Here is a 12,875-nt window from a genome sequence, read left to right as displayed (position 1 = left end):
CACGGCCTGCCCAGTGAGCCGGGTCGCATCGGAAGGGGCAATGGCCGTTCTTGCCTGGAACTTCGACGCCCACCGCGACACGGTCTTCATCGGCGCGGAGGCCGCCGAGGTGAACTGGGAGGACGCCCGTAAGGAGCCGTTCGATCCGTAGCGGGCGACCGTGGAGCAGGGGCTGGACGGGGCCTGTCAGGAGTAGCGGGCGCGGCCGTGGGCGTCGTTATCCCGCTGCTGTCATCCCGCCAGGCGGGTACTCCCCTGTCGTGATCCGCTGGCGGAGGTCGCTTGCCAGCGTGGCGTAGGCGGGCTGAGCTTTGCCTTGAGTCATGAGGCTCCCTTGCCGAGCAACGACGGACTCAAGGCTAAGACGACAGAGCATCAGCAGGGATGACCACGGCCTCGTCGAGGATCCGTGCTTCACCTCCGTGCTGCGGCCCGGCATGGGGCGAGGCGGCCCTACCTGCCGCTCTCGATTTGGTTGCGCCCAGGCTCCGCCATGGAGCGACCAACGGACCGGTGCCATCAGCAAGCCTCACCCGTGAGGATCATCATCCAAACGCGCTCTGCCACGGCCCGTGGCCATGGCCCGGCGTAGAAGACCTTGGGAGACGCGGTCTGGTGCGTGCGACGGATCATGTAGTGGCCGCCGCAGCTCAGCAGCTCATAGACGAGTGCGCGGCAGGAGCAGGTGTAGTCCACTATCCGCTGGCGGACCGGTTCCTCCTTGGTCCAGTCGATGTGCGTCGTGGTGGCGGCGGTGCTGCGGCCTGGCGGGTGGGCGGAGAGTCTTGGACAAGGCCAGGCATCTGCCTCTAGACCGAGAAGCTCAGGCATAGCGGCAACCTCCCCTACCTTGATGTGGCAACGTTCCTGCTGCTCATTCCTTATGAGCATATGCCTACAAGCTCTTATGAGGTAGTGGGGTTGTGATGATGACGTGTTGTGATCGACTTCGGTTCCGATCGACCTGTGCACCGGCAGCTCGCCGACATCATCCGCGCGGACATCGCAGCGGGACGGCTCACACCTGGCCAGGCACTCCCGTCAGAGGGCCGGCTGATGCAGGAGTACGAGCTCGGCCGCGTTGCCGTACGGCAGGCACTCGGGGTTCTGCGCAGCGAGGGACTGATCGTCACCGTGAAGCGTGAAGGCTCCTACGTACGTCCACAGGCCCCCGTCGAACGGGTGATCGTGGAGGGGCCAGCAGAGGTCACCGCTCGCATGCCCTCCCCAGACGAGCGAAGGGAGCTGGACATCCCCGAGGGGGTTCCGGTATTCGTCCTCAGCCAGCCGCACAAGGGCAACCGCATCCTGCCGGCCGACCGGACAGCCCTCGTTTGGGGTGCAGAAAGATGACAAACGGCCTGACATCTCAGACAACGAGCAAGGCAGAGTCAGCAGATGCTGGCGACGACCCCGGCCAAAAATGCCCCCGAAGGGGGTCTCAGGCCGACCCGGTACATGGGATTGATCGGGTTGGGATCATCCCCGCGTGCGCGGGGAGCACCCCCGCATGGTCCGTGCTGGGGCCCTGCCGGCTGGACCATCCCCGCTTGCGCGGGGAGCACTGCCGCTCGACTCGGCCGCCGCTCGTTTTCGAGGGACCATCCCCGCGTACGCGGGGAGCACCTGACCCTGGGCGACCTGCTGCACATCGAGCCGGGACCATCCCCGCGCGCGGGGAGCACCCCGCGTATGGCCCGCTTGCGGGCCACACGGTGGGACCATCCCCGCGTGCGCGGGGAGCACACTGCCTTTAGCTTGAAGGTCTTCGCTTTGCCGGGACCATCCCCGCGTGCGCGGGGAGCACCTCGTGCCATTCTTCCCCATGAATTCCGATTAGGGACCATCCCCGCACGGGGAGCACAGCCTCTATCTGAGGTTCGCCCTGCCGTTCCTGGGACCATCCCCGCGTGCGGCGGGGAGCACGGACTCGTCCACTGCCCCCGCTCGGGGTGGGTGGACCATCCCCGCGTGCGCGGGGAGCACGAGTCGGGCGGCGCCACGGAGTACCGCGCGCAGGGACCATCCCCGCGTGCGCGGGGAGCACTGGGACTGGTGGCGTTCGTCGCCGTAACCCTGGGGACCATCCCCGCGTGCGCGGGGAGCACCGAGTCCATCTGGAGGCGGGTGACGAAGTCTGGGGACCATCCCCGCGTACGCGGGGAGCACCCTCATGCGAATTCAGGCGCCCGAACCGGAAAGAGACCATCCCCGCGTGCGCGGGGAGCACTGACCCTCACAACGCGGGGCCGGTGCTACGTGAGGACCATCCCCGCGTGCGCGGGGAGCACCGGGCGACGGCCAGCTCCTGGCCCAGATCCCGGGGACCATCCCCGCGTGCGCGGGGAGCACGAGGGCTGGCAGCGCTCCAGGGCGCGGAGCATGGGACCATCCCCGCGTGCGCGGGGAGCACAACAACGCCGCCACCGTCGCGAAATTCACCGTGGGACCATCCCCGCGCGCGGGGAGCACCGCGATAGAGGTGGATGAGAGCCTCTGCACGTGGGACCATCCCCGCGTGCGCGGGGAGCACCGCCGGCCCGCCGCTCCGGTGAGCCCGCCGGCGGGACCATCCCCGCGTGCGCGGGGAGCACTTCTGCGCGGTCATGACCTTATGCTCGGCATCGGGACCATCCCCGCGTGCGCGGGGAGCACCCACGGCTTGTGTGCCATGCTGGAACTCCTCTGGGACCATCCCCGCGTGCGCGGGGAGCACTCAGTCCTCCTCGGCGATGTCTTGCTCGGACCGGGACCATCCCCGCGTGCGCGGGGAGCACCTCGGCGTGGGCTCGGGCCCTGGCCAGGTCGCGGGACCATCCCCGCGTGCGCGGGGAGCACCTCGGCGTGGGCTCGGGCCCTGGCCAGGTCGCGGGACCATCCCCGCGTGCGCGGGGAGCACCAGGTCGGGGGCTTCGTCGGGGGTGCGGACGAGGGACCATCCCCGCGTGCGCGGGGAGCACAAGTCGGGTTCTTCGGTCCAGTCGATGTTGTCGGGACCATCCCCGCGTGCGCGGGGAGCACAGCTTCCACGACCCGAGCCCCATCAGGACTTCGACCATCCCCGCGTGCGCGGGGAGCACTCATCCGACCCGGCACGTACGACGGTGCCCCAGCGACCATCCCCGCGTGCGCGGGGAGCACTCTGCGCCGTGCCCGCGAGCACGTCATTCCCGGCGACCATCCCCGCGTGCGCGGGGAGCACCCTCTGTGACCTGCGTAGTTAGGAACCGCAGAGGCCATTTTCGAGTACTTCCGCAGAAACGGACATTAGGGGAACCCGTCAGGAGTAACCCGCTCTCGCGGGTGGAGCATGACGCGGAACGAGACCGTGTTTGCTCTTACCGATCACCGTTGGCCGTATCTGCGCCGTTTGGCGGCTTTGCTCCAGTTCCGGGGGGTGGCGGCTGCACTAGATTCGGGCTGTTTCTTCGGCCGACGTAGCAGGATGAGGCCTTCGTGGTCGATGGGATGCCACTTGTGGTCGTGGGTTTCGAAGGTGAAGCCTTGTTCGTTATCGGTGGTGTAGGCGAGAAGCGCTCGTCCCGTGTCGGCGTACTTCTGGACCTCAAGCCACAACGCTTCTCGGATCCGTGCAGAAGGACCTCCGATGAATACACCAGGCGAGATCTCCATTAGCCATCGAGTGAGGAAGCCACGAAGTCCTGTAGGGCATCGGGTGAGAACGATGACGGTCACCAGGGGACCTCATGGATGTCATCCTCAGCATAGTTGCGGCCTGACTCCAGTTCTGCTCCGTGGTCGCTCTGAAGCGTGACACGGTCGATGTCGGTGCTATCAGGGTCAGCTTGAGCGTCGTCCAGCAGCACCAGGTGCTTGATGTCATGCACACACCGCTTCAGCAGACTGAGCTTGTTGACGTGGTCGCGGATCGCTCTGCGTGTGCGAGAGCCGACATCTTCAGGGCTATCAGCAGCCACATCGAAAGCGATCGGAATAGCGATCTCCGTCTTGTAGAGGTCAGCGACATCCAGCACGAAGGCCAGTTCATGCCCAGAGTGGATGAAACCGAGACCGGGCGCGCAACCTAGTGCGGCAACCGTGGTCTGAGCGATTCCATACATGCATTGGGCAGCTGCGGTGACCGCCTGGTTCACGGGATCGCCTGCGCTGAAATCACCAGGAATATAGATCCTGCCGTTCCAAGGTAGGCCCGTTCTCTCAGCTTGACGGCGGTAGCACTCTTTGACCCTGCGCCCTTCCCTGCCGAGAAGTTCATGTCTGGTGAGACCAGCCGGGTCTTCCTCTGGAAAGCGCATGCGGTACATCTCACGGGCCACATCAAGCCGGGTACGGCGGTTAGCCCATTTAGTCGCTTGCGCCTCGACGAGGGAGGCCGAGCGATTGAGCGACCTGCCGCCGGAGTAGAAGCGCACCCCTTGCTCGCCAATCCACACCACGCCTGCTCCGCTGTCGCCCAGCAGGGTCATCGCCTGGTGGGTGACGCGGGTTCCGGGGCCGAGCAGCAGGGTGCCTATTGTGGCAGCGGGAATGTAGGTGACGCCCTGGGCATCTTCAGCCGTGATGGCATTGTGTTCGCGGTGTAGAACGCATCGTTCCAGGTAAATAAAGGAGATGCGGTCTCCCATTCGGGTGAGCTCGCGCGGCGAGGACTGGCCACGCTGTCCAACGGTGGCCACGGTTCATCCCTCAGCAAGGGTCATCAGGCCGCAGCCGTACGCCTTCGCTTTGCCCAGTCCGCGAGTGAGGGTATGGCGTAGCGCATCGGGGTCTGTCACTTGCAACCGGCCGTCGAAGGTGACGGTGACCAGGGTCACGGGCTGCCGCTGGCCGGCCTTCGTGAAGTCGAGCTGCCTCCGGTCGTGTATCACCAGCTCGTGCTGGTCGAGTTCGCTGTGTAGGCGCTGCTCCGGCGGCTTACTGATAACCACGAATCCAGCCTTCTCCTGGCGCTTGAGGAGCCAGTCCGCCTGGTGGCTACGGCCGACGTGCGCGGTGACCTTTGTGGGCTCGTCAGCAGTCCGGCGAATGCTATGAACGGGGTTGGCGGTCAGCCGGAACGCCCAGGTATCTCCCTTGGCCAGCCGTGACAGCAGAGGTTCGTAATCGTGGGTCTGCCAGCGCCCAGTCTCTGGCCATCCGGCTTCTTCAACGAGATGCGTGAGGTCAGGCCTGGCAGGGCTGACGATGTAGAGATAGGTTTCCGCACGGCTATTGCGGTCGATCCGCCAGAGAACTCTGGGGCCGTCGTTCTGATCTGGCAAGGGCTCAGCGAAAGCGAACATGATCGCGGCGTGCAGGCGCTGCGGTGATGACAGCAGACGCCGGGCACCAAGCCGGGCCGTGTTGAAGCGAAACCGGGTCAGGAACATCATGCGCTCCCAAGAGCGGCAATGGGGTCGTGGACGGGACGGGCGGCGGGGTTGACGACGCTCACCGGCGGCGGTCGATGGACGCCGCGCAGCCGGTATTGACGGTGCAGCGGGTCGAAGCTCACGGGCTGATCTCGCAGGCTATCGACAGGACCGTCTTCGGCGGTGGCCTCGATGAGCATTTCGAGGTCTACTCGATGTTCATTGCGTCGTCGTAGCTGGTACCAGCGTGCAGCCTGCCACGGTTCCTTCTTCAGCGCCTCCAGGAGGGAGAGTCCCTGGCGGATGCACAGGTTCACGGGCCGGGACGGCGGGCAGGAGCGGCGTCCTAGGTACGGCAGGAAGACCGGCGCGCGCAGTGCCTGATGGAGCTTGTCGATGAGCTGGTCATCACCTTCCACCGCTGCCACGAAGACCGCGTCGGCCAGGTAGAACCGTTCCGACACAGGCGCGGCTTCGCCGGTCTCGAAGTGGTGTGCCGTGTGAAAATCGCGCAGCAACGTGCCGGGCTGGTCCACGCGAACGCCGAAACGCAGGGCGGCCATATCGCTGAGGTCATCCGAGCGCTCATGTCCCGAGGCCGCCGCCAGCAGGCCGATCACGCCGCTTTTGGTCGGCGCCGCTTCGGTGGATCGCCGGGCGAAGCGCGAGGTCGATCCCCAGGATTGAAGCGGCCCTGCCAGTTGCATCAGCAGGACGCTCATGCCTGGTCCTGCCTCCGTGCGACTTCCGCGCCGACTGCGGTGATCAGTTCCGACAACGGCTGGCTGGTGCCGAGCCGGGTCAGCGCCTCGGTGTTTCTGCCGACCTGCAAGACCCAGGTGGGGGCGCCATCTCCGGTGCCGTAGTTATGCTCGATGTCAGTGAAATAGGAGACCAGGGCCTCTGAGGCATGGCGCATGTGGCCGCCGGTCGCCTCATCAGCCCGGCAGGGCTCTTCGAACGCCGCCACCAGATTGATGGGCCGTGAATCACGGACCTTCACCACTACGGCGTCAGGCAGGGTGTGATTGCCAAAGGTATTGATCTTGCCTGTGGGCAGCGATGTGAGGAAGCACTGAACGAACACCTCAACCGCCCTGCGGACGGGTTCTGTGACCGGCTCGTCGGTGCGCAAGCCCGCGCCGAGGTTGCGGCGTAGCAGGTCGACATCGACGGCGGCGTAGCGGTAGAGAGTGGCGGAGTTGAACTCCACGGTGCCGATCATGCCGGCACCCAGGTCATCGTCTTCGCGTTCCTTGTAGTCGTCGACCGCCGTGTAGTAATCGGACTCGTTGTCCACGCGGTGAACGCTAATGGCGTGCGCCACCTGCGCCGCAGCGTCCACATTGATGTCAGCACCATCGGCGATCATGCGGCCGAACAGCGCGATGTCGACAGAGTGACGGCTGTTGGCCGTTCGCTTGGCCTGATCTCTGATGGCTTTGTCCTTGAAGTAGTCCTTGCCGGCGCCATGAGCCTTGACGGCGAGCTCGGCCAGACCGTCCAGCTGATGAGCGCTCAGGAACATCAGATACTTCGACTCCGGAGCGGGAGCCGGCCCCGCCTCGCCTCGGGCAGCGTCCGACCTCCGCTTAGGAATTTCGATTTTGGAGCCGGTGGCAGTCTGGATCGTCTCCGCAGCCAGCGCCCAAGCGTCAGCTTGCGTGATCGATCCGTCTAGCTTTCGGATGCGCTCGGCCAGCAGCTCCGCCACCCGCCGGGTGCGTACGCCGAGTTCGCTCGGATCCAAGAGGTCGTGAAAGCCCCGCCGGGTCGCCCGCTTCCACGCCTGGCTGGAGACCCTGGCACGGAGGACTCCTCCGTACACCGCCGTTTTGGGCGTACCAGTGTCGTCACGGTTCAAGCAGCTTGGCGGGACGGTCTGCAGCGCGTGGACTTCGAGGATGGTCCGAGTCATCAGGTGTCCTTGTCGGGGGAAGCGATGGTGTCGGCGTCGGTGCGCGGGGTGGGGGGACGGTAGGAGTGGAAACTGCGCCCCCAGCGCTGCCGGACGTGGCGCAGCCCATCGGGATCTTGCGCCTGGTACAGCTGCTGAGCCAAGATCCCGTAACCGAGCGGGATCGACTGGCCGCGCAGCAGAATGACGATTTCGCGCAGCCGGTACGCGAGCGCCTGCGGTGTGGAAGCGGTGCCGAGGCGAACGAAGCGGCGACGGATCGGTTCATCCAGTACGCCGCCAGGCATGAGGCGGCGCACAGCCGCGCCCAATTCTGCCTGGGGCCGGTGCATCGGCTGGCCGGACTTGGACTGCTGGTGCAGTGAGTACAAAGTGATGGCTGAAAACAGCGCGAATTCGGCTTTAAGGGCTTCCTTTTCAGAAAGGCCCTGTTCGCTGTAGAGCCGCTCAGTCCCGGCCATGCCCCACAGCTCAGGTACCTCGTCAGGAAGCTTGCCGGCACCGCGTCGCAATTGTGCCAGTGCGGCGACGGAGGCACTGCGATCGCGCAGGTAGCCGTCTTGTAGCTCGCCGATATAGGCAGAGGCGATGTCGCGGACGAGGTCAGCGACCGGACGCCGCGCAGTCACCGCCTCGAGGGAGGGTGAGGTCATGATGTGGTCTCCGCGGTTTCGGGAAGTTCGGAGGTGTCCGGCGAAACGGGCCGACGGCCTTCTGATGCCGCTGCTGGAAGGGCGGAGCGCAGCCGGGCGCGGAAGACCAGGTCAGCATGTGAGGCCGTCAACCACAAGCTCTGACCTTTTTTCGTCTGGATGACCCGGCCTTCCCAAGCAGCGTCCCCCGCCGCACGGAGCAGATCGTTGCCGACACGGCTGATAATCTCGTGTGCTTGCCTCTGCCATGCCGCTCGGCGCTCGTGGGCGTCGTCATCCGGAGAGATTTTGGCTAGCCATGTGCGGAACGCTCCATCTAGCAAGGCGAAGCCCTGATGCCGTGCGACCTCCTTCTGCGAGTCCATATCGCTACCTGCGGCGCGGGCCAGATCCCCTGCCAAATCACCGAGAGTGGTGACAGCGTCTTCCGCATCGGCGACCGCGTCGATCGCAACCTGACCAAGACGGCGGTCGAGAGCATGAAGCAGCACCACAGGCATGGTGACCGCATCGTCGATGATCTCGTCGATGACCGATTGTTGCGTGCCGTACAGGGCGCCGATCAGGCGCGCACGGATGAGGTACGCCGGCGGCAGGTCGCTTTCGACGGTCAGGCGGGCGACCCAGTCGAGAATCCGGGGACGAACCACGGCCGCGGCCTCACCACGCTGCTCGGCACCGGCTGCCCTGCCAGCGACCAGAGCCCCCAGGCCTCGCCAGGCACTGCGGCTGGGGTCATGTTCGCGTGGTAGGTAGACCTGGGCAAGACTGAGCTTCTTCTCCTGTGCAGGGCTACGCCGCCAGGCAGTCATCGGCTCATGCTGGTGCTTGTTGCGCGGGGTGAGCGGGTCGCCGTAGGTGAGGATCACCCCAGTCACCACCTGCCCAGCGTGGACGAGCCGGACACGGCGGGATTGCCAGGTGTAGAGGTCCCGCACTCCAGCGGGACGGCGGCTCAGCTCCAAGGGGTCTGCCTGACCCGGCTTATCGGGTGCCCGCCGCCAGGCTGGCCGATCCTGGTCAGGCTTGACGCGCAGGTTGTCGGTATCGAATGCGATTAGGTTGAGCAGCAGGGTCTGCCTCAGGTTCTCTCCTTCGACGAAGACACCGCCCAGAGTCCCAGCCCATGCCACGCCTTGTGGATACGCGCGACCGCCCTTGACCCGGGGGTCGTCGACCACGCCCGTCTTGATCCCAGAGGTGTCGAAGGCATGCGCGTGCACCAGCCACCGGGCGGCCTCCGCGAACGTAAGGCGCTCAACTCCCCGGCCGCGCATGGTGAAGAACGGTACGCCGTTCGGCACATCGGCAACGATACGGTCCAGCGCGTTCACCTCGCCCTTGGCCGTGTGTAGCCCCGCCGTTTGGTAGAAGGGCTGGTCAGGATGGAGCAGGTCGAGGCGTTCGCGATGCTCGTCCAGGTAGCCCATGAGGCGATCGACAGGCAGACCGTCTTCCCACAACTCCTGCCACTCGATGATGTCGGCCGGTCCCTTAATGGCGTCGTGCAGAATCGCCAGCAGCAGCCGCAGCAGCGCGAACTCCTGCGTCGGTACATCCCCGACCAGTCGTCGCAAGTCGTCTGCCTGCGCGAACACCTCGCGAAGCGATAGCTCATCCTCGCTGCCGTCACGGCGCTGCACTGGCAGCCACCGTTGCCGCGTCAGATCAAACGATCCTGCGGCGGGCTCATTCGGCACGAGTCACCTCCAGACCATCGGTGGACGTGTAGCGCAGGTCGTAGCCTGCCAGCCGGGCCCGACAGTTTTCGTCGAGAACGAGGATCAGTTCACCGGCCAGCCAGTAGCTCTCCTTGATCTGCCAGGCCGGCACATAGTTGGCCTCCAGCTCGTCGATCGCTCGCTCCAGAACAGCGGGGTCGGAGAAGTGGTAAGGCAGGCGCAACCCGCACCCCGCGACGATCCGAGCCAGGCTGGGCTGAGGCACTGCGTCGGTAGGCAGTTCCAACCCCCCACGGTTCTTCGACAGGTCCGGCAACGTCACCCAGACACCGTCGAAACGCTGCTGAACTACCAGTACCTCCAATGTCTCGGGACTGTCGCGCACCTGAGCACGGCCACGGCGGGTGTCGTCGGCATCACCCACGCCAGCATCGATCCAACCGAGCAGAGGGCGTCCTGCTCGGCCGACATCGTTGATCTGGAAGTCCTGCGCGGCCTCTTCCTGCCTGGCCTGGTGCAGTTGATCACTCGCCGCTGCCCGAGCCATAGCCTCCTGCCACTCCTCGGGGCCCACTGGGTCGATGCCATAAGCGACTTGGACGAGTGGGCTGATGTCCTCAGGTAACCGCACCACGTGCCCACTCTCGGCAGTCCCGGACAGGTACGGCTCAAGCACAGCCGCCGACCGCAGCAGTGCGTGATTACGGTAGATCGACGTGGAGCCACGTACCGGCTTGGCAGGGACCGCATCCCAGTCCGCCCCAGTCAGCAAGCATCGCGCCGTCCGTAGCCGTTCGGGACGATCGCTTTGCTCTTGACCACGTACGTGCCTGTGCAGCCGTCCCATCCGTTGCAGCAGCAGGTCCACCGGACAAAGATCAGAAACCAGCAAGTCGAAATCGATGTCCAGGGACTGCTCTGCTACGGAGCTCGCCACGACAATGTGTCGACCGACAGGGCGGTATTCGTGGCTTTTCTCCGGTGGGCCAAAGCGTCTCAGCAGGTCATCGTCTTTGTCCGCTCGGTCAATATCTACGAAACGAGCATGTGCGACACTGACGCTCTCGTTGCCAAATAGTCCGCGCAGATACGCGGCCGTTTCTAGCACGCGACCCACGGTGTTCCGGACGACCAGCACGCATCCCCCACCCTCCAACTCCAGGGCGAGCTGCTTTCCCAATGCGGCCAGATCATCTGGCAACCGCTCTACATGGACGCAAATCTTGCGCCCTGACGCTGCAACAGCCTTAGGTACGACCACCGTGCTGCCAGGCTCCACCGTCGTCAGCAGCGGATATCTCCGTGCCTCCTCCACAGCAGTGAGATCAACACCAGCGGCAGTCTTCCCGGCATATGCCTCGGCAAGCTCGCGACGGCGCGCGGCGGGAAGCGTCGCCGACAACACCACGACCGGCACCCGGTAAGCGCCCAACCATGACAGCACCCGATCCAAGTAGGAGTTCATGTAGGTGTCGTAGGCGTGCGCCTCGTCGATGACCACGACCTTGCCCGCTACCGCCAGGTGACGCAACGCCAGATGGCGGCTCTTCAACCCCATGAACAGCAACTGGTCGATCGTCCCCACCACGAACGACGACAACATCCCCTTCTTACGACCGCGCAGCCACTGATGCGCCACCAGCTCGGCCGAAGCCACTGACCGGTCACGACCTGGCCGCCACTCACCAGCGCCGCCGTCCATCTCGACGCCGCGGACGTCACGTCTGCCCGCGCGCATCAGCGCCACGTAGTCGTCGTTCAACGCAGCCTTCGAGTGCGCCAGCAACACGGAACGACGGCCCGGCTCCAGCCGTACGTCAGGAACCTTCTTCAGCCACTGCAGCATCCGCGGGAACATCGCGTTGCCCGTCGCCATGGTCGGCAACGCAACGAAACAGCCACCCGCCCCCGACCGAGCGGCGAAGATCTCCGCCACAGCCAGCGCAGCCTCGGTCTTGCCCTCCCCCATCGGTGCTTCGATCACCAGCAGTCCAGGAATCGACATACCGCGTGCCACCTGCACCGCTCGCTCTTGCACCGGACGAATGCGGCTCCCGACGGGGAGACGGAACCGCGACGAGAACAGCCCCTCCGGCGAGCCAACGGGCTCGGACGCCTGCCACGGCTCCGGGAGATCGAGGCCACGCCACGCCGACTCAACCCGGTCCCGGTCGCTGACATGCTCGGCGTCGGGGAAATACGGAAACAGGTCTGGATTGCTCGCGATCCAGTCCGCCACGATGACCAAGCCGGTCAGCAGCGCCTGAGCAGGCTGAGAAAGTCGAATCTTCCGCCAGCCGGCCAGGGCATCACTAACTCCGCATGCCCGCGCGCAGTGACCAAGAAGCTCCCACTGCACGTCCCGCCACAACGAGGCAGAGCCCGGGGTCCGCATCAGGTCCGGATGGGCCGTCAACGCTGCGATATCGGAGGACGTCGGCGGGACCCCGTGATGACCGCCCGCCACGATACCCACCTGCAACGTGTCCAGTCGTGACCAGCCATATCGCTCGACCAGCCACTCCTGCATGAGGATCTGCCCCACCAGGCCGTGCGGGCCAAGCTTCCGGTCAAGGAGTTCCTTGTGCGGCGGCATATCGAGCCCGGCCGCTCGCATCGCATCCGCCAATGACTCCACCTGGCAAGCGAAGGCTGGGCTGGCCTTTCCTATGTCGTGAGTGGCTGCAAGCCACACCGCCAGCCGACGACCGTCCTTCAATCCCGCCGGAAGTCCCTCAGCGATCACTCGTTTCACCTGCAGTGGCAACCATCGATCCCATAGCAGGCCAGCCACTGCGCCACTATCGGCAAGGTGGCGCCACAACGGCAGCCATCCATCGGTATCCCGATCATGCTTCGCCCAAACAGTGCAAGCTACAGCCGACAGACCCTCAATAAATTGAGCATGAGTCGCCCCCTCATCGAGCATGGGGCCATTAAAGGGCATAGTCCGGGTTGGGATCTCAACATTTGAGTAATAGAACTGGAGTGCACTACGTACGGTCGTGCGTGCCCTCCAGCAGAGCCAAGTTGCCCGAGGGCCGCCGATGCTGCAGCCTGAGACGACTAGGTCGCCAACTTGATAAAACCAAATATGACCGATATGTCCGCTTCCAAGAAAGTGCTCCATTTCGGGTCGAGCCGCAGACAACCTCGCAGGTCACACAGAGTGCTCCCCGCGCGTGCGGGGATGGTCCCATGATCAACGATTTTGCATCTACCTACGGCTAGTGCTCCCCGCGCGTGCGGGGATGGTCCCACCCGCAGCACTTGCAGGGCGTAGAAGGCG

General features: G+C 65.1%; 9 protein-coding genes and 2 CRISPR repeat arrays (1 of these 11 cut by a window edge). Of the genes, 1 reads left to right on the top strand and 8 read right to left on the bottom strand.

Going from position 1 to position 12,875, the window contains the following annotated elements; translation table 11 throughout:
• Positions 1-939: 939 nt before the first annotated feature.
• A complete protein-coding gene (locus AB0C30_RS15370; protein ID WP_357943663.1) occupies positions 940-1,353 on the top strand; it encodes a GntR family transcriptional regulator in 414 nt (137 codons plus the stop codon).
• Positions 1,354-1,897: 544 nt separating this feature from the next.
• Positions 1,898-3,202: a CRISPR direct-repeat array (repeat unit 29 nt; unit sequence GGGACCATCCCCGCGTGCGCGGGGAGCAC).
• 143 nt (positions 3,203-3,345) lie between these two features.
• Here AB0C30_RS15370 and cas2e read toward each other — a convergent pair.
• Genes cas2e through cas3 form a run of 8 tightly spaced genes read right to left on the bottom strand, consistent with a single transcriptional unit; the run spans position 3,346 to position 12,515 of the window.
• Complete coding sequence (gene cas2e / locus AB0C30_RS15365; RefSeq protein WP_357943661.1) at positions 3,346-3,696, bottom strand: type I-E CRISPR-associated endoribonuclease Cas2e; 351 nt, start codon at positions 3,694-3,696, stop codon at positions 3,346-3,348.
• The gene (cas1e, locus tag AB0C30_RS15360; RefSeq protein ID WP_357943659.1) at positions 3,693-4,658 is read right to left on the bottom strand and encodes a type I-E CRISPR-associated endonuclease Cas1e; all 966 of its coding nucleotides are present in this window, start codon (positions 4,656-4,658) and stop codon (positions 3,693-3,695) included. The genes cas2e and cas1e overlap by 4 nt, the downstream gene beginning before the upstream one ends.
• A 3-nt stretch (positions 4,659-4,661) precedes the next feature.
• Complete coding sequence (gene cas6e / locus AB0C30_RS15355) at positions 4,662-5,351, bottom strand: type I-E CRISPR-associated protein Cas6/Cse3/CasE (protein ID WP_357944571.1); 690 nt, start codon at positions 5,349-5,351, stop codon at positions 4,662-4,664.
• Positions 5,351-6,055 (bottom strand): type I-E CRISPR-associated protein Cas5/CasD, encoded by a 705-nt coding sequence (gene cas5e / locus AB0C30_RS15350; RefSeq protein WP_357943657.1) that lies wholly within the window; start codon positions 6,053-6,055, stop codon positions 5,351-5,353. Before cas5e ends, cas6e begins: the two co-directional genes overlap by 1 nt.
• Positions 6,052-7,251 (bottom strand): type I-E CRISPR-associated protein Cas7/Cse4/CasC, encoded by a 1,200-nt coding sequence (gene cas7e, locus AB0C30_RS15345; protein ID WP_357943655.1) that lies wholly within the window; start codon positions 7,249-7,251, stop codon positions 6,052-6,054. The genes cas5e and cas7e overlap by 4 nt, the downstream gene beginning before the upstream one ends.
• Entirely contained in the window at positions 7,251-7,904 is a 654-nt protein-coding gene (gene casB / locus AB0C30_RS15340) for a type I-E CRISPR-associated protein Cse2/CasB (RefSeq protein WP_357943653.1), read from the bottom strand. The genes cas7e and casB overlap by 1 nt, the downstream gene beginning before the upstream one ends.
• Complete coding sequence (gene casA / locus AB0C30_RS15335; RefSeq protein ID WP_357943651.1) at positions 7,901-9,604, bottom strand: type I-E CRISPR-associated protein Cse1/CasA; 1,704 nt, start codon at positions 9,602-9,604, stop codon at positions 7,901-7,903. The genes casB and casA overlap by 4 nt, the downstream gene beginning before the upstream one ends.
• The gene (gene cas3 / locus AB0C30_RS15330; protein ID WP_357943649.1) at positions 9,594-12,515 is read right to left on the bottom strand and encodes a CRISPR-associated helicase Cas3'; all 2,922 of its coding nucleotides are present in this window, start codon (positions 12,513-12,515) and stop codon (positions 9,594-9,596) included. Before cas3 ends, casA begins: the two co-directional genes overlap by 11 nt.
• Positions 12,516-12,755: 240 nt before the next feature.
• Positions 12,756-12,875: direct repeats of the CRISPR family, unit length 29 nt; unit sequence GTGCTCCCCGCGCGTGCGGGGATGGTCCC (it continues 701 nt past the right edge of the window).

It is taken from the genome of Nonomuraea sp. NPDC048901 (genome assembly GCF_040649695.1).
Lineage (GTDB): Bacteria > Actinomycetota > Actinomycetes > Streptosporangiales > Streptosporangiaceae > Nonomuraea.
Note: the sequence above shows the minus strand (reverse complement) of the source record. Positions and strands in the feature narration are given on the sequence as shown.

What these genes read in the sequence shown, in the direction of transcription:
- cas7e (WP_357943655.1), bottom strand. Translation starts at nt 7,251, where the DNA reads ATGACTCGGACCATCCTCGAAGTCCACGCGCTGCAGACCGTCCCGCCA.
- casB (WP_357943653.1), bottom strand. Translation starts at nt 7,904, where the DNA reads ATGACCTCACCCTCCCTCGAGGCGGTGACTGCGCGGCGTCCGGTCGCT.
- cas3 (WP_357943649.1), bottom strand. Translation starts at nt 12,515, where the DNA reads ATGCTCGATGAGGGGGCGACTCATGCTCAATTTATTGAGGGTCTGTCG.
- cas5e (WP_357943657.1), bottom strand. Translation starts at nt 6,055, where the DNA reads ATGAGCGTCCTGCTGATGCAACTGGCAGGGCCGCTTCAATCCTGGGGA.
- cas6e (WP_357944571.1), bottom strand. Translation starts at nt 5,351, where the DNA reads ATGTTCCTGACCCGGTTTCGCTTCAACACGGCCCGGCTTGGTGCCCGG.